This window comes from Streptomyces sp. NPDC026515 (assembly GCF_055567595.1).
Window position 1 is genome coordinate 1 of record NZ_JBVHQD010000004.1, and the last position, 24,637, is coordinate 24,637.

The 24,637-nt window shown below is 70.8% G+C and carries 19 protein-coding genes; 7 read left to right on the top strand and 12 right to left on the bottom strand.

All coding sequences use genetic code 11. The features are described 5' to 3' along the window. Positions 1–127: 127 nt before the first annotated feature. The 9 genes from pssA to ACZ4O3_RS08530 form a co-directional block, all read right to left on the bottom strand. Positions 128–988 carry a CDP-diacylglycerol--serine O-phosphatidyltransferase gene (gene pssA, locus ACZ4O3_RS08490; RefSeq protein ID WP_362721432.1) on the bottom strand — a complete coding sequence of 287 codons (861 nt, stop codon included), beginning with the start codon at positions 986–988 and terminating at the stop codon, positions 128–130. Then, a complete protein-coding gene (locus tag ACZ4O3_RS08495) occupies positions 975–1,631 on the bottom strand; it encodes a phosphatidylserine decarboxylase (RefSeq protein ID WP_362721442.1) in 657 nt (218 codons plus the stop codon). The genes pssA and ACZ4O3_RS08495 overlap by 14 nt, the downstream gene beginning before the upstream one ends. 169 nt (positions 1,632–1,800) lie before the next feature. Then, the gene (locus ACZ4O3_RS08500; RefSeq protein ID WP_467721681.1) at positions 1,801–3,006 is read right to left on the bottom strand and encodes an acyl-CoA dehydrogenase family protein; all 1,206 of its coding nucleotides are present in this window, start codon (positions 3,004–3,006) and stop codon (positions 1,801–1,803) included. A gap of 3 nt (positions 3,007–3,009) precedes the next feature. Beyond that, entirely contained in the window at positions 3,010–3,522 is a 513-nt protein-coding gene (locus ACZ4O3_RS08505) for a MaoC family dehydratase (protein WP_316781971.1), read from the bottom strand. Positions 3,523–3,527: 5 nt separating this feature from the next. Continuing rightward, complete coding sequence (locus ACZ4O3_RS08510; protein WP_467721682.1) at positions 3,528–4,547, bottom strand: HpcH/HpaI aldolase/citrate lyase family protein; 1,020 nt, start codon at positions 4,545–4,547, stop codon at positions 3,528–3,530. Further along, complete coding sequence (locus ACZ4O3_RS08515; RefSeq protein WP_467721683.1) at positions 4,544–6,616, bottom strand: protein meaA; 2,073 nt, start codon at positions 6,614–6,616, stop codon at positions 4,544–4,546. The genes ACZ4O3_RS08510 and ACZ4O3_RS08515 overlap by 4 nt, the downstream gene beginning before the upstream one ends. 17 nt (positions 6,617–6,633) lie before the next feature. Next, positions 6,634–7,977, bottom strand: a complete 1,344-nt coding sequence (ccrA, locus tag ACZ4O3_RS08520) for a crotonyl-CoA carboxylase/reductase (RefSeq protein WP_362729229.1) — start codon at positions 7,975–7,977, stop codon at positions 6,634–6,636. A gap of 482 nt (positions 7,978–8,459) precedes the next feature. Next, positions 8,460–9,290, bottom strand: a complete 831-nt coding sequence (locus ACZ4O3_RS08525; protein WP_384989991.1) for a TetR family transcriptional regulator — start codon at positions 9,288–9,290, stop codon at positions 8,460–8,462. A gap of 166 nt (positions 9,291–9,456) precedes the next feature. Next, positions 9,457–11,262, bottom strand: a complete 1,806-nt coding sequence (locus ACZ4O3_RS08530; protein WP_467721684.1) for a 3-hydroxyacyl-CoA dehydrogenase family protein — start codon at positions 11,260–11,262, stop codon at positions 9,457–9,459. 390 nt (positions 11,263–11,652) lie between these two features. Between ACZ4O3_RS08530 and ACZ4O3_RS08535 the strand changes: the two genes are divergently transcribed. Continuing rightward, positions 11,653–12,228 (top strand): adenylosuccinate lyase, encoded by a 576-nt coding sequence (locus ACZ4O3_RS08535; protein ID WP_384989987.1) that lies wholly within the window; start codon positions 11,653–11,655, stop codon positions 12,226–12,228. Here the strand turns inward: ACZ4O3_RS08535 and ACZ4O3_RS08540 are convergent. The 3 genes from ACZ4O3_RS08540 to ACZ4O3_RS08550 all read right to left on the bottom strand — a co-directional run bounded on the left by ACZ4O3_RS08540 (position 12,215) and on the right by ACZ4O3_RS08550 (position 15,738). Beyond that, complete coding sequence (locus tag ACZ4O3_RS08540) at positions 12,215–12,748, bottom strand: GNAT family N-acetyltransferase (protein ID WP_467721685.1); 534 nt, start codon at positions 12,746–12,748, stop codon at positions 12,215–12,217. The two genes, ACZ4O3_RS08535 and ACZ4O3_RS08540, sit on opposite strands and share 14 nt — an antisense overlap. Positions 12,749–12,959: 211 nt before the next feature. Further along, positions 12,960–14,531: an alpha/beta hydrolase gene (locus ACZ4O3_RS08545; protein WP_467721686.1), complete on the bottom strand. Its 1,572-nt coding sequence runs from the start codon at positions 14,529–14,531 to the stop codon at positions 12,960–12,962. Between the two features lie 166 nt (positions 14,532–14,697). Beyond that, entirely contained in the window at positions 14,698–15,738 is a 1,041-nt protein-coding gene (locus ACZ4O3_RS08550; RefSeq protein WP_467721687.1) for an Rv2578c family radical SAM protein, read from the bottom strand. Positions 15,739–15,918: 180 nt separating this feature from the next. Between ACZ4O3_RS08550 and ACZ4O3_RS08555 the strand changes: the two genes are divergently transcribed. The 6 genes from ACZ4O3_RS08555 (at position 15,919) to ACZ4O3_RS08580 (ending at position 24,633) form a co-directional block, all read left to right on the top strand. After that, positions 15,919–16,362: an SRPBCC family protein gene (locus tag ACZ4O3_RS08555; RefSeq protein ID WP_362727469.1), complete on the top strand. Its 444-nt coding sequence runs from the start codon at positions 15,919–15,921 to the stop codon at positions 16,360–16,362. 181 nt (positions 16,363–16,543) lie between these two features. Then, a complete protein-coding gene (locus tag ACZ4O3_RS08560) occupies positions 16,544–18,931 on the top strand; it encodes an MFS transporter (RefSeq protein ID WP_467721688.1) in 2,388 nt (795 codons plus the stop codon). Positions 18,932–19,103: 172 nt separating this feature from the next. Further along, complete coding sequence (locus ACZ4O3_RS08565; protein ID WP_467721689.1) at positions 19,104–21,569, top strand: ATP-binding SpoIIE family protein phosphatase; 2,466 nt, start codon at positions 19,104–19,106, stop codon at positions 21,567–21,569. Positions 21,570–21,698: 129 nt separating this feature from the next. Then, positions 21,699–22,424, top strand: coding sequence for a class I SAM-dependent methyltransferase (locus ACZ4O3_RS08570; protein ID WP_467721690.1), 726 nt, complete (start codon positions 21,699–21,701; stop codon positions 22,422–22,424). Between the two features lie 78 nt (positions 22,425–22,502). After that, positions 22,503–23,336 carry a M55 family metallopeptidase gene (locus ACZ4O3_RS08575; protein WP_362726173.1) on the top strand — a complete coding sequence of 278 codons (834 nt, stop codon included), beginning with the start codon at positions 22,503–22,505 and terminating at the stop codon, positions 23,334–23,336. Continuing rightward, positions 23,329–24,633: a M20/M25/M40 family metallo-hydrolase gene (locus ACZ4O3_RS08580; RefSeq protein WP_467721691.1), complete on the top strand. Its 1,305-nt coding sequence runs from the start codon at positions 23,329–23,331 to the stop codon at positions 24,631–24,633. Before ACZ4O3_RS08575 ends, ACZ4O3_RS08580 begins: the two co-directional genes overlap by 8 nt. The last annotated feature ends 4 nt before the right edge of the window (positions 24,634–24,637 follow it).

A 24,637-nucleotide genomic window follows, 5' to 3' on the forward strand; every position in this document is an offset into this window, starting at 1 on the left:
GCACCCACCCCATACGACAACGTCGGCCTTCAAGACCACAACCAGGTCTTGAAGGCCGACGTCACGCCAGGCCCCGGATTAACCAACAGCATCCGATCGCGGTCCGGGGCCCTTGCGCGTCGCGGGGTTACGGCAGCTGCGCCGCCCGTGCCTCGCGGCGGTTGTCGCGGATGTTGTTCACCCGGCGGGCCGTGGCGAACAGGGGGATCACCGCGCCCATCACCAGCTGCAGCGCACAGCCGGTCTGGAGCAGGAGCTGGCCGCCGGGGGCGTCGAAGGCCCAGGACGCCAGGAGCCCCATCGACAGGACGATCCAGGACAGCATCGCCCCGGCCAGACGCCCGCGCGGCTTCGGGTACTCGACCCGGCTCACCATCAGCCACGCCGTGCCGATGATCGCGAGGAGCGTCGCGACGAAGGGCAGCTCCAGCAGCACGATCGAGACGACCGTGAGCGCGCCGAACGGCGAGGGCATGCCCTGGAACATGCCGTTCGGCGGGGTCACACAGCTGAAGCGGGCCAGCCGCAGCACCACCGCCAGCAGCACGACCACCGCTCCGACCGCGGCCACCTTCTGGTACGCGTCGTCGGCCACCATGCCGTAGACGAGCACGAAGTACGCGGGGGCCAGGCCGAAGCTGACGAGGTCCGAGAGGTTGTCCAGCTCGGCGCCCATGGGGGAGGAGCGCAGCTTGCGCGCCACGAGGCCGTCGAACAGGTCGAAGACCGCCGCGCAGAGCATGAGGATGACCGCGGTGGCGGCGCTGTGCCGTGCCATGCCCGCCGACTGGTCGTCCCCGGTGAGGTGCGGGATCAGGATGCCGGTGGTGGTGAAGTACACCGCCATGAAGCCGCACGTGGCGTTGCCCAGCGTGAGGGTGTCCGCTATCGAGAGGCGAAGAGAGAGAGGCATCTCCTCCTCGTCCTCGCCGATCTCGTCCGCCTCGGGCACCCAGCCCGCCTGGGTCTCCGGATCAATCACGGTCAATGCGAGTCACCCCAGCCACGGTCTTCTGGCCGACCTCGACCGCGACCTCCACGCCCTCGGGCAGGTAGATGTCGACGCGCGAGCCGAAGCGGATCAGACCGATGCGGTCGCCCTGCTCGACCTTCGTGTCCTGCGGGACGTAGGGCACGATGCGACGGGCCACCGCGCCGGCGATCTGGATCATCTCGATGTCGCCGAGTTCGGTGTCGAAATGCCAGACTACGCGCTCGTTGTTCTCGCTCTCCTTGTTGAAGGCGGGAACGAAGCCACCGGGGATGTGCTCCACCGACGTCACGGTGCCGGACAGCGGCGCCCGGTTCACGTGGACGTTGAGCGGGCTCATGAAGATCGCGACGCGGGTGCGGCCGTCCTTCCACGGCATGATGCTCTGCACCACACCGTCGGCGGGGGAGATGACACGGCCCTGGGCGATCTCACGCTCGGGGTCGCGGAAGAACCACAGCATGCCCGCCGCGAGCGCGGTGGCGGGCACGGCGACGGCCTTCGCGGCGCCGGAGCGACGGGCACGCAGGAGGCTGACGGCTGCGGTGGCGACGGTCGGGAGAAGCCACGGCGATGCTCCGCGCGCGAGGCGTACGCCGGCCAGGCTGTCTCGATGTGCAGAGGTTTGGCTGTGGGGCATGGATGACCTTCGTAGCGGATGATGCCGCGCGGTGATAGGGGACGGCGGCTTTCCGGGATCGTACCGGTCGGGGGCCACAACTGGGCAAGCCAGGATACCGAGTCGGCGGCCGAAGACCGCTGACGGGGTGTGATCTTCTTCTCGAAGAAAACACCCCGCACCGGGACAATCAGCCCTGGAATCGATACTCCTCGAGCAGCCTTCGCCCGATGATCATTTTCTGGATCTCGGCGGTACCTTCGCCGATCAGCAGCATCGGCGCCTCCCGGTAGAGGCGCTCGATCTCGTACTCCTTGGAGAATCCGTAGCCGCCGTGGATGCGGAACGCGTCCTCCACGACCTCCTTGCAGTACTCGGAGGCGAGGTACTTCGCCATCCCGGCCTCCAGGTCGTTTCGTTCCCCGGAGTCCTTTTTGCGTGCGGCGTTCACCATCATGGCATGGGCGGCCTCGACCTTGGTGGCCATCTCGGCGAGCTTGAACTGGATGGCCTGGTGCTGGGCGATCGCCTTGCCGAAAGTGTGACGCTGCTGGGCGTACTGGACACCCAGTTCGAACGCACGCTGAGCGACACCGCAGCCACGCGCCGCCACGTTGACGCGACCGACCTCGACTCCGTCCATCATTTGGTAAAAACCTCGGCCCGTGGCCCCGCCGAGCACCCGATCGGCCGGAATCCGCAGCCCGTCCATGATCAGTTCGGTGGTGTCGACGCCCTTGTAGCCCATCTTGTCGATCTTGCCCGGGATGGTGAGGCCGGGGCGGACCTCGCCGAAGCCCGGCTCCTTCTCGACCAGGAAGGTCGTCATCGACTTGTGGGGGGGCGTCCCCTCGGGGTGGCCTTCGTCACTTCGCACGAGGACGGCCACGAGGGAGGACGTACCGCCGTTCGTCAGCCACATCTTCTGGCCGTTCAGGACGTACTCCTCGCCGTCCTTCACCGCCTTCGAGGTGATGGCGGAGACGTCCGAGCCGAGGGCCGGCTCCGACATCGAGAACGCGCCCCGGATGTCGCCGGCCGCCATCCGCGGCAGGAAGTGGTCCTTCTGCTCCTGCGTGCCGTGCTGCTTGAGCATGTACGCCACGATGAAGTGCGTGTTGATGATGCCGGAGACGGACATCCAGCCCCGGGCGATCTCCTCGACGCACAGCGCGTACGTCAGGAGCGACTCGCCCAGGCCGCCGTACTCCTCGGGGATCATCAGGCCGAACAGACCCAGTTCCCTGAGGCCGTCGACGATCGCCTGCGGGTACTCGTCGCGGTGCTCCAGTTCGGTGGCGACCGGGATGATCTCCTTGTCCACGAAGTCGCGGACGGTGGAGAGGATCTCCTGCTGGACGTCGGTCAGACCGGCGGTCTGGGCGAGACGGGCCATCGGTTACTTCCCCTGTTCCTTCAGCTCGGGGCGGCCCGGCTGCTCGCCGCCGCGCTCCTTGATGTACGTCTCGGTCGGCACCATCACCTTGCGGCGGAAGATGCACACCAGCGTGCCGTCCTGCTTGTAGCCCTTGGTCTCGACGTAGACGATCCCGCGGTCGTTCTTCGACTTGGAGGGCCACTTGTCGAGCACGGTCGTCTGCCCGTAGACCGTGTCGCCGTGGAAGGTCGGCGCCACGTGCTTGAGCGACTCGATCTCCAGGTTGGCGATCGCCTTGCCGGAGATGTCCGGCACGCTCATGCCGAGCAGCAGCGAGTAGATGTAGTTCCCCACCACCACGTTCTTGCCGAAGTCGGTCGTCTTCTCGGCGTAGTTGGTGTCCATGTGGAGCGGATGGTGGTTCATGGTGAGCAGACAGAACAGGTGGTCGTCGTACTCCGTGACCGTCTTGCCCGGCCAGTGCTTGTACGTCGCCCCGACCTCGAACTCCTCGTACGTGCGTCCGAACTGCATCGCGCTCAGGCCTCCGGGATCTCGAACTTCGAGGTGCGCTGCATGCCGGCGGCCCGGCCCTTGCCGGAGATGACCAGGGCCATCTTGCGGCTGGCCTCGTCGATCATCTCGTCGCCGAGCATCGCGGAGCCCTTCTTGCCGCCCGCCTCGGACGTGCAGTAGTCGTACGCGTCCAGGATCAGCTCGGCGTGGTCGAAGTCCTCCTGGGAGGGCGAGAAGATCTCGTTGGACGCCTCGACCTGGCCCGGGTGCAGCACCCACTTGCCGTCGAAGCCGAGGGCCGCGGCGCGCCGGGCGACCTCGCGGTAGCCCTCCACGTTGCGGATCTGGAGGTAGGGGCCGTCGATCGCCTGGAGGTTGTTGGCGCGGGCGGCCATCAGGATCTTCATCAGGATGTAGTGGTAGGCGTCCGCCGGGTAGCCGGGCGGCTGCTCGCCCACGACCAGCGACTTCATGTTGATGGACGCCATGAAGTCGGCCGGGCCGAAGATGATCGTCTCGACACGCGGGGAGGCCTGCGCGATCTCGTTGACGTTGTTGAGGCCCTGGGCGTTCTCGATCTGCGCCTCGATGCCGATCTTGCCGACCTCGAAGCCCATGGTCTTCTCGATCTGGGTGAGCAGCAGGTCCAGCGCGACGACCTGCTGGGCCGTCTGCACCTTCGGCAGCATGATGCAGTCGAGGTTCTGGCCGGCGCCCTCGACCACCGTGACGACGTCGCGGTACGTCCACTCGGTCGTCCAGTCGTTGACGCGCACCACCCGCGTCTTGCCGGTCCAGTCACCCTCGTTGAGGAACTTCACGATGGTGTGCCGCGCCTCGGGCTTGGCGAGCGGCGCGCACGCGTCCTCCAGGTCCAGGAAGACCTGGTCCGCCGGGAGACCCTGCGCCTTCTCCAGGAAGCGCGGGTTCGAGCCGGGCACGGCCAGGCAGGAGCGCCGCGGGCGGAGCCGGTTGACAGCGGGAAGGTGCGCGGCGGAGCCGCTCGTTGGAAGGGTGGTGGCGGGCGACGGGCGGGCGGTCATGCGGGGACCTCCAGGGGGTCGAGCTTGTTCGCTTTCCGGATCTCGTCGACGATGCGGCCGATGATTCCGGTGATGTCGAAGTCCTTCGGGGTGAAGACCGCGGCCACTCCGGCTTCCCTGAGCTGCGCGGCGTCACCATTCGGGATGATGCCACCGGCGATGACGGGTATATCTGTGGCACCGGCCACACGGAGGCGTTCCAGGACGTCCGGGACCAGCTGGGCGTGCGAGCCGGACAGGATCGACAGGCCCACCGCGTGCACGTCCTCGGCCAGTGCCGCGTCCACGATCTGCTCGGGCGTCAGCCGGATGCCCTGGTACACCACTTCGAAGCCGGCGTCCCTGGCCCGTACGGCGATCTGCTCGGCGCCGTTGGAGTGCCCGTCGAGGCCGGGCTTGCCGACCAGGAAGCGGAGCTTGCCGGTGCCCAGGTCGCGGGCGGTGGCGTCCACCCGCGCACGTACCGCGGCCATCGCCGAGCCGGCCTCGGCGGGCACCGCCACCGGGGCCGAGGAGACCCCGGTGGGCGCCCGGAACTCGCCGAACACCTCCCGCAGCGCGCCCGCCCACTCGCCGGTCGTGACGCCGGCACGGGCACACTCCAGGGTGGCCTCCATCAGGTTGCCGGTGCCCTTGGCGGCCTCCTTCAGCCGCTCCAGCGCCTTGCAGGGGCGCGGGTGGTTGAACGGCGGCTGGTAGCGCGTGTCGCGCCAGCGGCCGATGGCCGTCACCACCCGGGCCTCCACCGCCGGGTCGACCGTCTGGATCGCGGTGTCCAGGTCGGCGGTGAGCGGGTTGGGCTCGGTCGACTCGAAGATGTTGACACCGACGATCTTCTCCTGCCCCGACTCGATCCGGCCCCGGCGCTCCGCGTGCGAGGCGACCAGCTGGGACTTGAGGTACCCGGACTCGACGGCCGCCATCGCGCCGCCCATCTCCTGGATCCGGTCCATCTCGGCGAGCGAGTCCTCGACCAGCTGCGTGACCTTCGCCTCGATGACGTGCGAGCCCTCGAAGATGTCCTCGTACTCCAGCAGGTCGCTCTCGTGGGCGAGCACCTGCTGGATGCGCAGCGACCACTGCTGGTCCCAGGGCCGGGGCAGGCCGAGCGCCTCGTTCCAGGCGGGCAGCTGCACGGCACGCGCGCGGGCGTCCTTGGACAGCGTCACGGCGAGCATCTCCAGCACGATCCGCTGGACGTTGTTCTCCGGCTGCGCCTCGGTCAGACCGAGCGAGTTCACCTGGACGCCGTAACGGAACCGCCGCTGTTTGGGGTTCTCGATGCCGTACCGCTCGCGGGTGACCTTGTCCCAGATACGGCCGAACGCGCGCATCTTGCACATCTCCTCGACGAAGCGGACGCCCGCGTTCACGAAGAAGGAGAGACGGGCCACGACGTCACCCATACGTTCCTGCGGCACCTGGCCGCTGTCGCGCACGGCGTCCAGCACGGCGATGGCAGTGGACATCGCGTACGCGATCTCCTGCACCGGGGTGGCGCCCGCCTCCTGCAGGTGGTAGCTGCAGATGTTGATCGGGTTCCACCTCGGGATGTGGGAGACCGTGTACGCGATCATGTCCGTCGTCAGCCGGAGGCTCGGCCCCGGCGGGAAGACGTGCGTCCCCCGGGACAGGTACTCCTTGACGATGTCGTTCTGGGTCGTGCCCTGGAGCTTGGTGATGTCGGCACCCTGCTCCTCGGCGACGACCTGGTAGAGCGCCAGCAGCCACATGGCGGTGGCATTGATCGTCATCGAGGTGTTCATCTGCTCCAGGGGGATGTCCTGGAACAGCCGGCGCATGTCACCGAGGTGCGAGACGGGCACGCCCACCCGGCCGACCTCGCCGCGGGCGAGGATGTGGTCGGGGTCGTAGCCGGTCTGCGTCGGCAGGTCGAACGCAACCGACAGGCCGGTCTGGCCCTTGTCGAGGTTGCGCCGGTACAGCTCGTTGGACGCCTCGGCGGTGGAGTGACCGGCATACGTGCGCATGAGCCACGGCCGGTCCTTCTCCCGGGCGGTCGGCGGAGCGGACTCCCGCACGCCGTCGGCGATCTGACGCTCAGTCATCTATGACCTCGGGTGTCTCAGACGTTGCGGAAGCGGTTGATGGCGTCGAGGTGCTTGGCGCGCATCTCCTCGTCGCGCACGCCGAGGCCCTCCCCGGGGGCCAGGCACAGGACGCCGACCTTGCCCTGGTGGAGGTTGCGGTGCACGTCGTAGGCGGCCTGGCCGGTCTCCTCCAGGGAGTAGACCTTCGACAGCGTCGGGTGGATCCTGCCCTTCGCGATCAGCCGGTTGGCCTCCCAGGCCTCCCGGTAGTTGGCGAAGTGCGAGCCGATGATCCGCTTCAGGGACATCCACAGGTAGCGGTTGTCGTACTCGTGCATGTAGCCGGAGGTCGAGGCGCAGGTGGTGATGGTGCCGCCCTTGCGGGTGACGAAGACGCTCGCGCCGAAGGTCTCGCGGCCGGGGTGCTCGAAGACGATGTCGATGTCCTCGCCGCCGGTGAGTTCGCGGATGCGCTTGCCGAAGCGCTTCCACTCCTTCGGGTCCTGGGTCCGCTCGTCCTTCCAGAACCGGTAGCCCTCGGCGTTGCGGTCGATGATCGCCTCGGCGCCCATCGAGCGGCAGATGTCCGCTTTCTGGTCGCTGGAGACGACGCAGATCGGGTTGGCTCCGCCGGCCAGCGCGAACTGGGTGGCGTAGGAGCCGAGGCCGCCGCTGGCTCCCCAGATCAGCACGTTGTCGCCCTGCTTCATGCCGGCGCCGTTGCGGGAGACCAGCTGCCGGTAGGCGGTGGAGTTGACCAGGCCCGGGGCGGCGGCCTCCTCCCAGCTGAGGTGGCCGGGCTTCGGCATCAGCTGGTTGGACTTGACGAGCGCGATCTCCGCGAGGCCGCCGAAGTTGGTCTCGAAGCCCCAGATGCGCTGCTCGGGGTCGAGCATCGTGTCGTTGTGCCCGTCCGAGGACTCCATCTCGACCGACAGGCAGTGCGCGACGACCTCGTCGCCCGGCTTCCAGGCGTTGACGCCGGGGCCGGTGCGCAGGACGACGCCCGCGAGGTCGGAGCCGATGATGTGGTAGGGCAGGTCATGGCGCTTGGCCAGGTCGTTGGTGCGGCCGTAGCGCTCCAGGAAGCCGAAGGTCGACAGCGGCTCGAAGATCGAGGTCCACACCGAGTTGTAGTTGACGCTCGATGCCATGACGGCGACCAGCGCCTCGCCCGGGCCCAGCTCGGGCAGCGCCACCTCGTCGAGGTGGGTGGACTTGCGCGGGTCCTTGTCGCGGGTCTCCAGGCCCGCGAACATCTCCGTCTCGTCCTTGTGCACGGTGATCGCGCGGTAGGACTCGGGGAGGGCCAGGGCGGCGAAGTCGGCCGGCGTCGAGTCCGGCGACTGGATCGCGTCGAGAATGGCCTGAGTGGTCACGGTGTTGCCTCCGGCGGTCGGCGCCCTTGAGGGAAGGGGCGCTGAGGGTTACGGCGGTGCTGCTGAGGGTTTTGGGAAGGTGCCGTCGGTTCGGCGTGGGTGGTGCTTCGGCAGCGCTTTGTGGCGCGGGAGGGTGCCTGTGACGCAGGCGTCCGGCGGGCGGGCTGGTGGGCTCGCCAGGACAGGCCGGACACCAACAACGTATGACACCGCGTGTCAGGTGGCAAGGCACTGAGTGCCAGAACTTGCTCTCAGGTGAAATCTTTACGTAACAAATGAGCGATGATCGATCAAGGCTACTGGCGGGTAGCCCAAGGTGCGCCGACTCGCGGGGGTCGTCCCGATGTCTGAGCCGTCATCCGGCACGCAGTGCCATCGCACCCCGGAAAAAAGATCGCGCCCGGAAAACATCGCGCCCGGAAAAACGACGACGCGCCCTCGAGGGGCGCGTCGTCGTGTGCGGTTGCGGTTGCGGTTCGTGCTCAGTGCTCCTTGAGCGCCTGCTCGATCATGCGCATCACCTCGTCGAGCGGGGCGTCGGTCCTGGCCACCGTCACCAGTACCTCGCCCTGCGAGGCCACGGTGGCCGGTGCGGTGGTCCGCGGCGGGGTCTCCCGGCCCGCCCCGATCCCGGTCCCGAACGTCTTCCGCACGATCGCGAAGGCGTGGTCCAGCTGCGTCTCCACGTCCCCCTGCCCGCCGGCCCGCAGCCAGCGCCGCAGCACGTGGTTGTGGGCGGTGACCACCGCGGACGCCGCGACCTCGGCCAGCAGCGGGTCGTCGTTCGCGTCGTCCGCGTGCGCGTGCTCGTCGAAGTGGCCGAGGAGATAGCGCGTGAAGAGGCGCTCGTAGCGGGCCACCGAGGCGATCTCGGCCTCGCGCAGGGTCGGCACCTCGCGGGTGAGCTTGTAGCGGGCGACCGAGATGTCCGGCCGGGCCGCGTACATCTTCATGACCTCCTTGATGCCACGGCACACGGTGTCGAGCGGGTGCTCGTGCGCAGGGGCCGCGTTGAGCACGGCCTCCGCACGGATCAGCGTGTCGTCGTGGTCCGGGAAGATCGCCTCTTCCTTGGAGCGGAAATGGCGGAAGAAGGTACGGCGGGCGACCCCGGCCGCGGCCGCGATCTCGTCGACGGTGGTCGCCTCGTACCCCTTGGTCGCGAACAGCTCCATCGCGGCGGCCGCCAGCTCCCGGCGCATCTTGAGCCGCTGCGCGGCCGCGCGACTGCCGGCGGCGCTTTCCGGGGCGTCGGACGTGGCTGGTGTGCGTGAGGACCTGGCGGGCTGGGGCATGCCCCGAACGTACTGCATGTGCGCAGCTTGATGGGCATGACCGGGGTTTCCCCCGTCCGCGAAGGGCGGGGGACCGCAGGGCCCGGGGGGCGGGGGAGGGCCGTCCCGGAGGGGCGGAAGACCGCCGCCAGGGTCGAGCAGCCCGCCCCAGTCCCGTTCGTCCCGGTACCCGTCGCCGAGGCCCTCAGCGGCGGGCATATTCGCGGAAGCCACGGCCCGTCTTGCGGCCGAGGCAGCCCGCGGCCACCAGGTGTTCGAGCAGCGGCGCGGGCGCGAGCCCGGGATCGCGGAACTCCCGGTGCAGGACCTTCTCGATCGCGAGCGACACGTCCAGGCCGACCACGTCCAGCAGCTCGAACGGGCCCATCGGGTAGCCACCGCCGAGTTTCATCGCCGCGTCGATGTCGTCCAGCGAGGCGTAGTGCTCCTCGACCATCTTGATCGCGTTGTTGAGGTACGGGAACAGCAGCGCGTTCACGATGAACCCGGCCCGGTCGCCGCAGTCCACGGGGTGCTTCCTGATGGTCGCGCAGACCTCGCGGACGGTCGCGTGCACGTCCTCGGCGGTCAGCACGGTACGGACGACCTCGACCAGCTTCATGGCCGGTGCCGGGTTGAAGAAGTGCATGCCGATCACGTCCTGGGGCCGCGAGGTGGCCCGGGCACAGGCCACGACCGGCAGCGACGAGGTCGTGGTGGCCAGGACCGCGCCGGGCTTGCAGACCTTGTCCAGCGTGGCGAACAGCTGCTGCTTGACCTCCAGGTCCTCGGCGACCGCCTCCACGGCCAGGTCGACGTCGGCGAAGGCGTCGTAGGAACCCGCGGCGCTGATCAGGTCCAGGGTCTCCGCGGCGGCCTCGGCCGTCATCCGGCCCTTGCCGACCGAGCGGTCCAGGGACTTTCCGATGCGGGCCTTGGCGGCCTGCGCCTTGTCCTCGCTGCGAGCGGCCAGGACGACCCGGTACCCGGCCTTGGCGAACACCTCGGCGATGCCGGAGGCCATGGTGCCGGAGCCGGCCACCCCGACCGAGCGGACCGGGCGGCCCTGGGTGAGGGCGGCGCCCTCCAGCGGGGTCAGCGCGTCCCGGACGACCGTCGCGCTGCCCGGAGCCTCGTAGGTGTAGAAACCGCGCCCGGACTTGCGGCCGGTCAGGCCCGCCTCGCTGAGCTGCTTGAGGACGGGGGCCGGGGCGTGCAGCCGGTCGCGGGACTCGGCGTACATGGCCTCCAGGACCGTCCGGGCGGTGTCGACGCCGATCAGGTCGAGCAGGGCCAGCGGGCCCATCGGCAGGCCGCAGCCGAGCCGCATGGCCGCGTCGATGTCCTCACGGGAGGCGTACTTCGCCTCGTACATCGCGGCGGCCTGGTTCAGGTAGCCGAAGAGCAGCCCGTCCGCGACGAACCCGGGGCGGTCGCCGACCGCGACCGGCTCCTTGCCCAGTTCCAGCGCGAGATCGGTGACCGCGGCGACCGCACTCGGGGCGGTGAGCACCGAGGAGACGACCTCGACCAGCTTCATCGCCGGGGCCGGGTTGAAGAAGTGCAGACCGAGGACGCGCTCGGGCCGTGCCGAGTCGGCGGCCAGCCGGGTCACGGAGAGCGCGTTGGTGCCGGTGGCCAGGACGGTCTCGGGGCGGACGATGCCGTCCAGCTCGCGGAGGACCTGGTGCTTGATGTCGTACGACTCCGGCACCACCTCGATGACGAGGTCGGCGTCGGCCGCGGCCGTGAGGTCGGTGCCGGTGCGGACCCGGGCGAGGACGTCGGCACGCTCCTGCTCGGTCAGTCTGCCGCGGGCCACGGCACGGGCCGTGGAGGCCTCCAGGGCGGCGAGGGAGCCGGCCGCCTGGGACTCGCTGACGTCGATGCCGATCACCTCGCGGCCGGCCCTGGCGAGGACCTCGGTGATACCGGTGCCCATGGTGCCGAGGCCGACCACGGCGACGGTCCTGAGCGGGGACAGGGAGGGGTCGGACTGGGGAGTGGCCATCGCGGGACTCCAGGAATGAGGGTGACGACTGGAAACGCCCCGGGTGCGCCGAAACGGCGCACCGGGTGCGGAGAGAGCTGCACGGGAGCTGCGTGAATGCGGGTGTTGCCGGGCTGCGGGCGCACACGCCCGGTGCGGTCGCCGCGGGCGTGCACACGCCCGGGAACCGCTGATCCCGACCGGCCCTGTCCCGGAGCCGAGTCGTACGTACGGTACGAGGTACCGAACCGACCTGATGCTCACGACGGCTGCGTCACCAAACCGGAATGAGCGTCAATGCGAGTGGGTGACTCGCTCGATTGAGCTTAACCGGCGGGTAACGAGCGCGCCAGCCCCCGGGCTTTGTGATGTACGTCCCTCCGCTCCCGCAACCCCTCTACGCTGGGCTTCGTGGACGAAGAGTTGCGGTCGCTCACGGAGCGTCTGCGTCAGGAGTCGCAGGGATCGGCCGCCTGCGACCGGCTCCTGGCGACCGAGAACCCCGACGAGCTGGCGGAGGTGCTCACCGCCGCCGGACAGCCCTTGTGGGCCAGGGAGTTGGCGGCGTACCGCCTGGGCACCGCCGGCGACCGGCGTGCCTTCGAGACCCTGGTCCTTCTGCTCAACCACCGCGACCCGCCCCGGTGCGCCTCCGCCGCGCACGCCCTCGCCCGCCTGCGGGACCCGCGCACCGCCCGCGCGGCCGCGGCCCTCGCCACCAACGAACTCCGGGTCGCCTACGCCCTGCACCCGGTCCGTCTCCTGGTCGTGCTCCGCGCCCCGGAGTCCGTGCCCGCCCTCATCACCACCCTGGAGCGCCGGCTGCGCCCCCACGACCCCTACCGCAAGGTCGCGCTCGCCTGCGTGGAGGGCCTCGGCGACCTGGGCGACACCCGTGCCCGCCGTGTCCTGAGCGAGGCGCTGGCCCACCCCACCCTCGCCGAGGCCGCGGTCCGGGCGCTGTCCCACATTCCTAGGCCGAGGTGAGATCGCGGTTCCTGACGTACCGCACCTCGGGCACCGGCACCCCGTCGACCTCGTACGGCTCCTCGGAGCCGTCGGGACGGAAGCCCGCAGTCTCGTAGAACCGCCGGGCGCGCGTGTTCCCCTTCAACACCCACAGGTACACACGCGTGTACCGGGCACACTGCCCCAGCACCGTCTCCAGCAGCCGCCGCCCGGCGCCGGTGCCGACATGGGCCGGGTCCAGGTAGATCGCGTACAACTCGGCGTCTGCGGTGCGCACGTCGCCGTCCCGGTACGGCCCGTGCGCCGCCCAGCCGACGATCTCGCCGCCCCGTTCGGCGACCAGGTCCGTCACCCCGTCCTCGCCGTCCCGGAACCGGGCCCGGCGCCGTTCGGCGTCCCGCTCCACACTGAGCCCGTCCAGGAACGGCTGCGGCATGAGCCCCCGGTAGGCGTACTGCCAGCCCCGGATGCGTATCTCCGAGACCCGGTCGCAGTCGTCGAGGGCCATCGGTCGGATGCGGAGCAAGTCGTCGGTCATGACGGCACCCTAGGAAACGGACGGCTCCACCCGCCGGGAATTCCGCCCGGTCCGCGGCACGAGCCTCGCGGAGGGCCGGTGGCCGCCACGACACGGCTGTACCGGGCGGCCGGGGCGACGCCGTCGGGGGCGGTGATGCGGGTCGGCGCAGCCATGCGTCCACGGTGGACCCGGGTGTCACAACGTCCCCGACCGGCTCGTCAGGACCGGTTCAGCCGCGGAAGCCCAGCAGCCCGTGCAGGGTCGAGCCGCGGGACGACGTCGAGGCGGCCTTGGTGCTCAGGGGCTTCGGGTCCGGGGTCTTGCGGCAGACGGCGTCGGCGGTGCCGTCGCCGTGCGGCACCGTGCCGTCGGTCAGGTAGGCGGCGAGGTGGTCGTCCAGGCAGGTGTTGCCGCTGAGCGTGATGCCGTGGTTGCCGCCGCCCTGTTCGACGACCAGGCTGGAGCCTGCCAGCAGCCGGTGGGCCGCGACGCCGCCCTGGTAGGGCGTGGCCGCGTCGTCGGTGGCCTGGAAGAGGAGGGCCGGCGGGAGCTTGCCGTTGGCGATGTCCGGCGGTTTCAGGGTGGACGTCGGCCAGGAGGTGCACGCCGCGTTGTACCAGGCGTTGTTCCAGGCCATGAAGGGCGCCTTCTCGTACGCCGCCCAGCTGTCCTTGCGCCACTGGGCCCAGTCCCGCGGCCAGGAGGCGTCCCGGCACTGGACGGCCGCGTAGACGCTGTAGCCGTTGTCGCCCGAGGGGTCGACGGCCGCGAAGTTCTGGTAGGCCTCGACGAGCGCCGCCGTCTTCCTGCCGTGGGCGTAGGCCGAGAACGCCTCCGCCAGGTAGGGCCAGTAGCCGTTGTAGTAGCCGCCCGGGATGAAGGTGTCGTCCAGCTCGGAGGCGCCCACCTTGCCGCCCGCCGGCTTCTTCGCCAGCGCGGCCCGCATGGCGTACCACTCGGTCTCGACCTGCTTCGGGTCGGAGCCGAGCTTGTAGGTGGAGTCGTACTTGGCGATCCACGTCATCAGGGCGCGGTGGCGGTCGTTGAACGCGTAGTCCTGGCTGAGGTTGTCGTCGTACCAGACACCCGTCGGGTCCACGATCGAGTCCAGGACCAGCCGGTGGATCCGGTCCGGGTGCAGCTTGGCGTAGACGGCGCCCAGGTAGGTGCCGTAGGAGTAGGCGAAGTAGCTGATCCGGCGGGCCCCGAGGGCCTGGCGGACGGAGTCGATGTCCTGCGCGGCGCTGACCGTGTCGAGGTAGGGCAGCACGCTCGCGTACTTCCTGGCGCAGGCCGCCGCGAACGACTGCACGCGCTTGAGGTTCGCCTGCTCCAGGGCGGGCGTGGCCGGCACCGAGTCGGGGCGCACCGGGTCGAAGTAGCCGGGCGCGCAGTCGATCGCCGGAGTGCTCTTGCCCACGCCACGCGGGTCGAAGCCGATGACGTCGTAGCGGGCCGCCACCTTCTTCGGCAGCGTGGAGGCGACGAACCCCGCGAGGCCCAGCCCGCTGCCGCCGGGGCCGCCGGGGTTGACCAGCAGCGGGCCCTGGTAGGCGGAGGCGGCGGCGGTGTGCGGGACGCGGGAGAGGGCGAGCGTGATCTGCCCGCCGCCCGGGTTCCGGTGGTCGAGGGGCACCTTGAGGGTGCCGCACTGCAGCGTCGGGTAGTCGGTGCTGCCGCACTTCTTCCAGGCCACCGAGGGTGTCTCGGCGGCGGCTCGGGCGGTGGCGCTCGCGGGCGGGACGGTGACCGACCCGGCCATGACGGCGGCGGCGCACAGCACGGCTGCGCGTGTTCGCATGGGGTCCTCCCAGGACGGAGGGTCGCGGACCGCACGGGTCACGGTCCTCGCCGCATCGTCCCGGGAACAGCACCCGGAAGAACCTGTTCTGACGATTATTGACCCAATTGGGCCGAGGGTTGCGCTCGAACGCTCCCCGCCGCGCACGCCGCGGCCGGGAACGCTCTCAGAGCAGCGTGAGTTGTGCCGGCTCGGGCGGCGCGGGCTCCTCCTCCGCCGGAGGCACCGGCGTCCGGCGGAAGGCGCCGGCGCGGGTCGGGCCGATGCCGTACTCCTCGGCCAGTTCGTGCACCTGCCGGGTGATCCGGCGCTGGTACCACCTGGGCGCGTAGGCGCCCTCCGCGTACAGCCGCTCGTAGCGGCGGACGAGGTGCGGGTGGTGGGATGCGAGCCAGCTCATGAACCACTCACGGGCGCCGGGGCGCAGGTGCAGCACCAGGGGTGTCACGGACGTGGCGCCGGCGGCCGCGATCGCCCGCACGGTGGCCCGCAGTTGGGCCGGGTGGTCGCCCAGGAAGGGGATCACGGGGGCCATCAGGACACCGCAGCCGACACCGGCCTCGGTGAGGGCCCGTACGACGTCCAGGCGGCGCTCGGGCGCCGGGGTGCCCGGCTCCACGGTGCGCCACAGCTCGGCATCGACGAAGCCGACCGAGACCGAGATGCCGACGTCCGTGACCTCGGCCGCGCGCCGCAGCAGGTCGAGGTCGCGCAGGATCAGCGTGCCCTTGGTGAGGATCGAGAACGGGTTCGCGTGGTCGGTGAGGGCCGAGATGATCCCCGGCATCAGCCGGTAGCGGCCCTCCGCGCGCTGGTAGCAGTCGACGTTGGTGCCCATCGCGATGTGGTCGCCCAGCCAGCGCCGTGAGCCCAGCTGGCGGCGGAGCAGGTCGGGGGCGTTCACCTTGACCACGATCTGGGTGTCGAAGCCGATCCCGGTGTCGAGGTCCAGGTAGCTGTGCGTCTTGCGCGCGAAGCAGTACACGCACGCGTGGGTGCAGCCCCGGTACGGGTTCACCGTCCATTCGAACGGCATCCGCGAGGCGCCCGGCACCCGGTTGATGATCGACCGGCCCCGCACCTCGTGGAAGGTGATCCCCCGGAACTCGGGGGTGTCGAAGGTGCGGGTCGTGACCGCGTCCGCGCCGAACAGCGCGGTGTCCGCACGGCCGTGTTCGGCCTCCTCGGTGAGGTTCTCCCAGCGCATGACGCCTCCTCGATAGCACTGCCCCCAGAATAGAACATCTGTTCCCATGATCGTGCGGACGATCTGTGGAGACCGCGCGCACACCGTTTCCGACCGCTTCCGTCACCCCGATTTGGGCGGCCGGGCGCCGGGGTGGTTGGCTTGCCCCAACCCCGAGAACTCAGGTGCTGGAGGAACTCAATGGCGCAGGTCGAGGCCACTACGGAGCGGGTCGTCGCGGCGGACGCGGAGACGGTGTTCGACGCGCTCGCCGACTACAGCGGCACGCGCGCGAAGCTGCTGCCCCAGCATTTCAGCGAGTACGAGGTGCGCGAGGGCGGCGACGGCGAGGGCACCCTGGTGCACTGGAAGCTCCAGGCCACGAGCAAGCGCGTCCGCGACTGCCTCCTGGAGGTCAGCGAGCCCACCGACGGCGAGCTGGTCGAGAAGGACCGCAACTCCTCCATGGTCACCACCTGGCGCGTCACCCCGGCCGGCGAGGGCAGCTCCAGGGTCGTGGTCCACACCACCTGGCAGGGCGCCGGCGGCGTCGGCGGTTTCTTCGAGAAGACCTTCGCCCCCAAGGGCCTCGGCCGGATCTACGGCGAGGTGCTCGACAGGCTCGCCACCGAGGTCGAGAAGTAGTCCCGTTCCCCCGGCGGTAGGTAACCGCCGGATGGACAGGGGGTGTTGACCCCTCTCACCGGTTCGAGTGGATCTCCGGCCCGACCGGTGCCGTGCCGTAACTCGTCGTGCTTGCCCACAGTTGTCGCCCAGCGGGACACAAGGCGGCAATTGTGCGCAGGCGCGACGAGGGGAGCGGTACGTGGGGACGACTCTGGTGCAGTACGAGGAGCCGGCCGCGGCACCCGCAGACGCCCCCCTACCGGAACCCGCCCCGGCGCGGGGACTCGGGCCGCGCCGCACCCGGCTGGTGTTCTGCGGGCTGATGCTCGCGCTGCTCCTGGCGGCGCTGGACCAGATGATCGTCGCCACCGCGCTGCCGAGGATCGTCGGCGAACTGCACGGTCTGGAGCGGATGTCCTGGGCGATCACCGCCTATCTGCTGACCTCCACCATCGGCCTCCCGGTCTACGGCAAGCTCGGCGACCTCATCGGCCGCAAGAGCGTCTTCCAGTTCGCGATCCTGGTCTTCGTCGTCGGTTCCGCGCTGGCCGGCCGCGCGCAGAGCATGGACCAGCTGATCGCTTTCCGCGCGGTGCAGGGCATCGGCGCCGGCGGGCTCATGATCGGCGTCCAGGCGATCATCGCCGACATCGTGCCGCCCCGGCAGCGCGGGCGCTTCATGGGACTGATCGGCGCCGCCTTCGGCCTCGCCTCCGTCGCCGGGCCGCTGCTCGGCGGCTACTTCACCGACCACCTCTCCTGGCGCTGGTGTTTCTACGTCAACGTGCCCTTCGGCCTGGTCACGCTGGCCGTCGTCACCGCCGTGCTGAGGCTGCCGAAGCCCCGGGTCCGCGCTCGTTTCGACGTCCTGGGCAGCCTGTTGCTGGGCGCCGCCTCCACCTGCCTGGTCCTGCTGACCAGTTGGGGCGGCACGGAGTACGCGTGGGACTCCCGCGTCATCCTGGGACTCGGGGCCGGCGCCCTGGCCGCCACCGCGCTGTTCCTGGTCGCCGAGCACCGCGCGGCCGAACCCCTCATCCCGCCGCGGCTGTTCCGGGACTCCGTCTTCAACGTGACCGGACTGGTCGGACTGGTCATCGGCGTCGCCCTGTTCGGCGCCGCGAGCTACCTGCCGACCTTCCTGCAGATGGTCGACGGCGCCTCGGCCACCGAGTCCGGGCTGCTGATGCTGCCCATGATGGGCGGGATCGTCGGCGCCTCGATCGTCTCCGGCCAGCTCATCAGCCACACCGGGCACTACCGGATCTACCCGGTGCTCGGCGGGGGAGTGTCGGTGGTCGGCATGTGGCTGCTCTCCCGGCTCGAGGTCGACACCCCGCGCTGGCAGTACAGCATCTGGATGGCCGTCCTCGGCGCCGGCATCGGCATGGTGATGCCGGTACTCGTGCTGGCCGTGCAGAACTCCGTGCCGCCGGCCGACCTCGGCACCGCCACCAGCGCCAACAACTACTTCCGGCAGATCGGCGGCAGCGTCGGCGCCGCCGTCTTCGGCACGCTCTTCGCCGACCGGCTCACCGACGCCCTGCACCGGCATCTGCCCGCCCACGCCGGCGCCCGGCTGCCCGACCCCGAGACGCTGACCCCGCAGCTCGTCCACGCGCTGCCCCCGGCACTGCGTGACGCCTACATCCGCGCCTACGCCGACGCGATGCCCAGGATCTTCCTCTACCTGGTGCCGATGCTCGTCCTCGGCCTGCTCATCGCCTGCTTCCTCAAGGAGAAACCGCTGGTGTCCCACCCCACCGCCGAAACCGCGTCCGTCCCCGTCCACACCCCGATCCCGCAGGCGCGCTCGGCGCATCCCGGTGCCGGGATCCCGGTCTGCGGCACCGTGCAGCACCCCGACGGGACCGTGGTGCCCCGCGCCGCACTCACCCTCATCGACGCCGTCGGCCGGCAGATCGGCCGGGGCGCCAGCGGCGACGACGGACGGTACGCCCTGTCCACACCCGGCTCCGGGGCGTACGTCCTGATCGCCGCCGCCGGCGGCCACCAGCCGCAGGCGGTCACCGTGACCGTCGGCGAGCGGCCCGTCGATCTCGACGTCGTCCTCGGCGGCGCCGGACGCCTCGCGGGCACCGTCCGCACCGCCGACGGCACGCCGGTGCGCGACGCCACCGTCACGCTCACCAACGTGCAGGGCGAGGTGGTCGCCAGCACCCGCAGCGGACGCGAGGGCGGCTACGTCATCACCGAGCTGGTGGCGGGCGAGTACACCCTCGCCGGCAGCGCCCCCGCCTTCCGCCCGGCCGCCCTCCCGGTCACCGTGCAGGCAGCCCGGGAGACCCGGCAGGACGTCGAACTCGCGGGCGGCGCCGTGCTGAAGGGCACCGTCCGGGCCGGCGGCGGGCGGCCCGTCGAGGACGCGCGGGTGACGCTGCTCGACGCCGCCGGGAACGTCGTGGACACCCTCACCACCGGTCCCGACGGAACGTTCCGGTTCGTCGACCTCTCCTCGGGCGAGTACACCGTCATCGCCGCCGGTTACCCGCCGGTCGCCACGGTGCTGCAGGTGGCGGGCGGCGGCCGCACCGAACGCGATCTCCAACTGGGGCACGAGGACTGACCGGACGGGGCACGGGGCCGGACCTGGCGGGCGCGAGGGCGCGGACCTGTGCGCCGGTGCGCTCCGGTGATACCAATTCCAGAATTGGCACACATCGCAACCGGCGGCCACCGTACGGTAGTGGCGGGCGGCACAGATCTTCGCGGAGCCGTGGGGAGAGAGGGCCTGGGCCATGAACCATGGCGGCGAGCGGGACGCACCTCCCAGTCTCGGTGCCGGGGAGGGCGCGTCCGGCCGTATCCCCCTCGCCGTGGTGGTCGTCGGCCGCGACGGGCGGGTCTCCCACTGGAGCACCGGCGCGCGCCGGCTGTTCGGCGCCGTCAGGGAACAGGCGATCGGCCGCCCCGTCCTGGACCTGCTGCCGGTCTCCGGGGCGCTCCCCGAGGACGACGAGATCACCCCGTACGGTGCCTACGCGGCCTACGACGGACTCGGCCCCGACCTGGAGTCCTCCCTCGACGGACGGCTCAGCTTCCCGGCCGCCGGCCGGGCCCGGCTGACCGTGCCGGACCGCGACCGCGTCGACGTGCTGTGGTGGGCGTATCCGCTGGTCGGACCCGGCGAGGAGCGGCTGTTGGTGCTCGCCGCCGACGCCGGGCGGCTGCGCCGGTCCGAGCGCGCCGAGGACGTCGCCTTCGAGCGCATCGCGCCCGGATTCGCCCTGCACACCGACTTCCCCGGCGCCGAGGAACTCGCCCGCCGGCTCCCCGAGATCCTGCCCAGCATGAGCGTCGGCGAGAGCGCGCGGATCGTCGCCCAGGTTCTCGAACTCGGCTACCCCATCCTGGAGTTCAGCCAGAACGACCGGGTCCCCGTCACCCCCGACTGGGGTGTCGCCCGGCGCGCCGAGCGCCAGGCCCGTCGAGAGCGTGCCGCCCGGGCGGCCGCCCAGGGCCTCCCGCCGCCCGCCGGCCTCACCGGCGACGAGGGCGAGGACCTGGAGCACGCGGCCGTCCGCGAGCGCCTGGAATTCCTCAACGAGGTCAGCGGGAGGATCGGCACCTCGCTCGACCTGTCCCGGACCATCGTCGAGGTCAGCAGGGCCGTCGTACCCCGTTTCACCGATGTCGCCGGCACCTATCTGCGCGAACAGGTCGTCGCCGGGGAGGGGTTCCAGGGGGGCGTGCCCGACACCACCACCATGTGGCACCGGGTGGCCCTGGAGCACACCGACGAGCCCGGCCGCTGGGACGACGTCGTGCCGGTCGGCGAGGCCATGCCGTTCCCCGCGCACACGCCGTTCTTCCAGTGCATGACCAGCGGTGAGCCGGTCCTGGTCCCGCGCATCAGCGTGGAGATGGGCCACGCCATCGCCTCGCAGTTCGAAAAGCGCGACATCCGGCCGCTGATCACCGGCCGCTCGATGCTGGTCGTCCCCCTCAAGGCCCGCAACGTCGTGCTGGGTTTCATGATCCTGCTGCGCCACCCCGAGCGCGAGACGTTCAACGACATGGACCGCGTCACCGGAGCCGAACTCGCCGCCCGCGCCGGCCTCGTGCTCGACAACGCGCGCATGTACACCTTCCAGGAGAGCGTCGCGGAGACCCTCCAGGACAGCATGCTGCCGCACATCCCGCCGCGCATGGCGGGCTGTGACATCGCCACCCGGTACCTGCCGGGCACCCTGCTCGGACGGGTCGGCGGCGACTGGTTCGACTCCGTGAAGCTCCCCGGCGCCCGCACCGCCCTGGTCGTCGGCGACGTCATGGGCCACGGCCTCCACTCGGCCGCGATGATGGGCCAGCTGCGGACCGCCGTCCAGACCATGGCGGCCCTGGACCTCCCGCCCGCCCAGCTCCTGCGCAACCTGGACGACCTCGCCCAGCGCCTCGGCGACGGCTACCTCGCCACCTGCCTCTACGCCGTCTACGACCCGATCGAGAGCGAACTCCACCTCGCCAACGCGGGCCACATCCCGCCCGTGCTGGTCCGTGCCGTGGACGGCCGAAGCGAACTCCTCGACCTGCCCACCGGGGCGCCCATCGGCGTCGGCGGGGTCGCCTTCGAGTCGCTGAGGGTGCGGGTGGAGCCCGGTGACCGGCTGGTGATGTGCACCGACGGACTGGTCGAGATGCGCGGCGAGGACATCGGTGTCGGCCTCGCCGCCCTCTGCGAGTCCGCCGCCCACCCGGCCGCCTCCATGGACGACGCCTGCGACACCATCGTCCGCACCCTGGCCGCGACCTTCTCGAAGACGGGCCGCGGCGACCGCAAGGACGACGTCGCCCTGCTGATGACCCGCCTCAACGGCATCGAGCCGGACGACGTCGCCGAGTGGCGGCTCGCCCTCGACCCCGCCGAGGTCCGCAGGGCCCGAGCGGCCGTCCGCGAACAGCTGCACGACTGGGGCCTGGCCCGGCTCGCCGACCCCGCCGAGCTGATGGTCAGCGAACTCGTCACCAACGCGATACGGCACTCCCACAGCCGCCCGGTCCAGCTCCGGCTGATCCGTGACGAGACCCTGCTGTGCGAGGTCGACGACGACGACCACACGCTGCCGACCCTGCTGGGCAGGGACTCCGGCGCCGAGGCCGGGCGCGGACTGCGGGTGGTCAGCACGCTGGCCCGGGAGTGGGGCAGCAGCCGTACGGCCGCCGGGAAGACCGTCTGGTTCGAACTCACCTCACGGCGCCGCTGAAGACGCACGTTCGCCGAATGCGCGGTGAAGGAGCGCGCCGGGCGCTTGTGGCCGAAACCGGCGCAGGGTAAACCGTACTGGCCCGTCACATACGGCGGCCTTCTGCGGTCACACCCCGGGGAGTTGGGCATGAGCGTGACGAGTCGGTACCGGAACGCCTGGGAGGGCTTCTGGCGTGAAGCGCCCGAGGGGACGGGAGCGGTGTTCTGGGACGCGGAACCGGGCGTCACCGCCGCCGTCCACGTCCCCCTCCTCGAGCCCCACCTCATCGACCCCGGCCTGCCGCTGGTCGACCTGGGCTGCGGCAACGGCACCCAGACCCGTTTCCTCGCCGGCCGTTTCCCGCGCGTGCTGGGCACCGACGTCGCCGAGGCCGCCCTGGCGCACGCCCGGCACGCCGACCCGGCCGGACTGGCCCGCTACCGGCAGCTGGACGCGGTCGAGAAGACCGAGGCCGAGGCCCTGCACGCCGAACTCGGCGACGCCAACATCTACATGCGAGGCGTCCTGCACCAGTGCGAACCCGACGACCGGCAGCTGCTGGCCGACGCCGTCGCGACGCTCGTCGGCGATCGCGGCCGGGCCTTCCTCGTCGAGCTCTCCGAGACCGCCCGCCCCGTCCTCGGCGGCCTCGCCCAGAGCCCGTCCGGCCCGCCTGCCAAGCTCGCCCCGATCTTCCGGCACGGCATCGCCCCCGGTGAGGTCGCCGACGACGCGGTGCCCGAGTACCTGGAAAACGCCGGCCTCACGATCCTCGCCGGCGGCGAACTTCCCTTGATGACAACCGAGTTCACCCCCGACGGCGAGCAGATCATGCTGCCGTCGAAGTGGCTGGTGACCGGCCGCCCGAACTGACCGCGGGCCGGGCCGCCGCCGAGGGGCGGCGACCCGCTTCCTGGCCGGTGGCCGTACGGGCGCGTAACGTGGCGCACCATGAAGATCCTCATCAGCGCCGACATGGAGGGCGCCACCGGGGTGACCTGGCCCGGCGACGTACTGCCCGGCACGCCGCAGTGGGAGCGGTGCCGGTCGATGTTCACCTCGGACGTCAACGCCGCCGTCCTCGGCTTCCTCGACGGCGGTGCCGACGAGGTCCTCATCAACGAGGCCCACTGGAGCATGCGCAACCTGCTCCTGGAGCAGCTCGACGACCGCGCCGAGATGATCACCGGCCGCCACAAGGCCCTCTCCATGGTCGAGGGCGTCCAGCACGGCGACGTCGACGGCATCGCCTTCATCGGCTACCACACCGGTGCCGGCATGGAGGGCGTCCTCGCCCACACCTATCTCGCCAACTCCATCACCGGCGTCTGGCTGAACGGCGTGCGCGCCAGCGAGGGTCTGCTCAACGCCCACGTCGTCGCCGAGTACGGCGTCCCGGTCGTCCTTGTCACCGGCGACGATCTGGCCTGCGAGGACGCCCTCGGCTACGCGCCCGAGGCCCTCAAGGTCGCCGTCAAGGACCATGTGTCGAGGTACGCGGCCAAGTGCCGGACGCCCGCCAGGACGGCAGCTGACATCCGCGCCGCCGCCAAGGACGCGGCCGGGCTCGCGGTGCGCCACGAACCCGTGACCGGCGGGCCGTTCACGGTCGCCCTCGAGTTCGACGCCGAGCACCTCGCCCTCTCCGCCACCGTCGTGCCCGGGGTGCGGCGGACCGGCGAGCGGAAGGTGGCGTACACCGAGGAGACCATGTACGACGGCATCCGCACCTTCAAGGCGGTCACCACGATCGTCTCGTCCGCGGTGGAGGAGCAGTATGGCTGACGAGCAGGCGCTGGACGAGGTGGTCCGGTTCACCTCCGAGCTGATCAGGATCGACACCAGCAACTTCGGCGACGGCGCGTGCCGGGAGCGGCCCGCCGCCGAGTACGCGGCCGAACAGCTGGCGGGAGCCGGCCTGGAGCCGATCCTCCTGGAGCGGACCGAGGGCCGTACCAACGTCGTCGCCCGCATCGAGGGGACGGACGCGGCCGCGGACGCGCTCCTCGTCCACGGTCACCTCGACGTGGTGCCCGCACAGGCCGCCGACTGGCGGATCGACCCCTTCTCGGGGGAGGTCCGCGACGGGGTGGTCTGGGGCCGGGGCGCCGTCGACATGAAGAACATGGACGCGATGATCCTGGCCGTGGTGCGGGCCTGGGCCCGGGAGGGGGTACGGCCGCGCCGGGACATCGTCGTCGCGTTCACCGCCGACGAGGAGGCCAGCGCGAGGGACGGCTCAGGGTTCCTCGCCGACCACCACCCCGAGCTGTTCGAGGGCTGCACCGAGGGTGTCAGCGAGTCGGGCGCCTTCACCTTCCACGACGGCCTGGGCCGGGAGCTCTACCCCATCGCCGCGGGCGAGCGCGGCACCGGGTGGCTGAAGCTCACCGCGCACGGGCGCGCCGGACACGGCTCCAAGGTCAACAAGGAGAACGCGGTCACCCGGCTCGCCGCCGCCGTCACCCGCATCGGCGAGCACAGCTGGCCGCTCCGGCTCACCCCGACAGTCACCGCCGCCCTCACCGAACTAGCCGCCCTCTACGGCGTCGAGCCCGACCTCACCCAGGTCGACCTGCTCCTCGCCAAGCTCGGGCCGGCCGCCAAGCTGGTCGAGGCCACCGTCCGCAACAGCGCCAACCCGACCATGCTGACCGCCGGTTACAAGGTCAACGTCATCCCCGGCGAGGCCGTCGCCTATGTCGACGGACGCCATCTGCACGGCACCGAGGACGAGTTCCGCGACACTCTGGACCGGCTCACCGGACCCGACGTCGACTGGGAGTTCCACCACCGCGAGGTCGCCCTCCAGGCACCCCTCGACTCGCCGACGTACGCCCGGATGCGCGCCGCCGTCGAGGAGTTCGCGCCCGAAGGGCATGTGGTGCCCTACTGCATGTCGGGCGGCACCGACGCCAAGCAGTTCTCCCGGCTCGGCATCACCGGCTACGGTTTCACACCGCTCCGGCTGCCGGAGGGCTACGACTACCAGGCCATGTTCCACGGCGTGGACGAACGCGTCCCCGTCGAGGCCCTGCACTTCGGCGTCCGGGTCCTGGACCGCTTCCTGCGCACGGCATAGGAGA

What these genes read in the sequence shown, in the direction of transcription:
- ACZ4O3_RS08525 (WP_384989991.1), bottom strand. Translation starts at nt 9,290, where the DNA reads ATGCAGTACGTTCGGGGCATGCCCCAGCCCGCCAGGTCCTCACGCACA.
- ACZ4O3_RS08545 (WP_467721686.1), bottom strand. Translation starts at nt 14,531, where the DNA reads ATGCGAACACGCGCAGCCGTGCTGTGCGCCGCCGCCGTCATGGCCGGG.
- ACZ4O3_RS08540 (WP_467721685.1), bottom strand. Translation starts at nt 12,748, where the DNA reads ATGACCGACGACTTGCTCCGCATCCGACCGATGGCCCTCGACGACTGC.
- ACZ4O3_RS08555 (WP_362727469.1), top strand. Translation starts at nt 15,919, where the DNA reads ATGGCGCAGGTCGAGGCCACTACGGAGCGGGTCGTCGCGGCGGACGCG.
- ACZ4O3_RS08530 (WP_467721684.1), bottom strand. Translation starts at nt 11,262, where the DNA reads ATGGCCACTCCCCAGTCCGACCCCTCCCTGTCCCCGCTCAGGACCGTC.
- ACZ4O3_RS08580 (WP_467721691.1), top strand. Translation starts at nt 23,329, where the DNA reads ATGGCTGACGAGCAGGCGCTGGACGAGGTGGTCCGGTTCACCTCCGAG.
- ACZ4O3_RS08570 (WP_467721690.1), top strand. Translation starts at nt 21,699, where the DNA reads ATGAGCGTGACGAGTCGGTACCGGAACGCCTGGGAGGGCTTCTGGCGT.
- ACZ4O3_RS08495 (WP_362721442.1), bottom strand. Translation starts at nt 1,631, where the DNA reads ATGCCCCACAGCCAAACCTCTGCACATCGAGACAGCCTGGCCGGCGTA.
- ACZ4O3_RS08565 (WP_467721689.1), top strand. Translation starts at nt 19,104, where the DNA reads ATGAACCATGGCGGCGAGCGGGACGCACCTCCCAGTCTCGGTGCCGGG.
- ACZ4O3_RS08575 (WP_362726173.1), top strand. Translation starts at nt 22,503, where the DNA reads ATGAAGATCCTCATCAGCGCCGACATGGAGGGCGCCACCGGGGTGACC.
- ACZ4O3_RS08550 (WP_467721687.1), bottom strand. Translation starts at nt 15,738, where the DNA reads ATGCGCTGGGAGAACCTCACCGAGGAGGCCGAACACGGCCGTGCGGAC.
- ACZ4O3_RS08505 (WP_316781971.1), bottom strand. Translation starts at nt 3,522, where the DNA reads ATGCAGTTCGGACGCACGTACGAGGAGTTCGAGGTCGGGGCGACGTAC.
- ACZ4O3_RS08510 (WP_467721682.1), bottom strand. Translation starts at nt 4,547, where the DNA reads ATGACCGCCCGCCCGTCGCCCGCCACCACCCTTCCAACGAGCGGCTCC.
- ACZ4O3_RS08515 (WP_467721683.1), bottom strand. Translation starts at nt 6,616, where the DNA reads ATGACTGAGCGTCAGATCGCCGACGGCGTGCGGGAGTCCGCTCCGCCG.
- ACZ4O3_RS08500 (WP_467721681.1), bottom strand. Translation starts at nt 3,006, where the DNA reads ATGGCCCGTCTCGCCCAGACCGCCGGTCTGACCGACGTCCAGCAGGAG.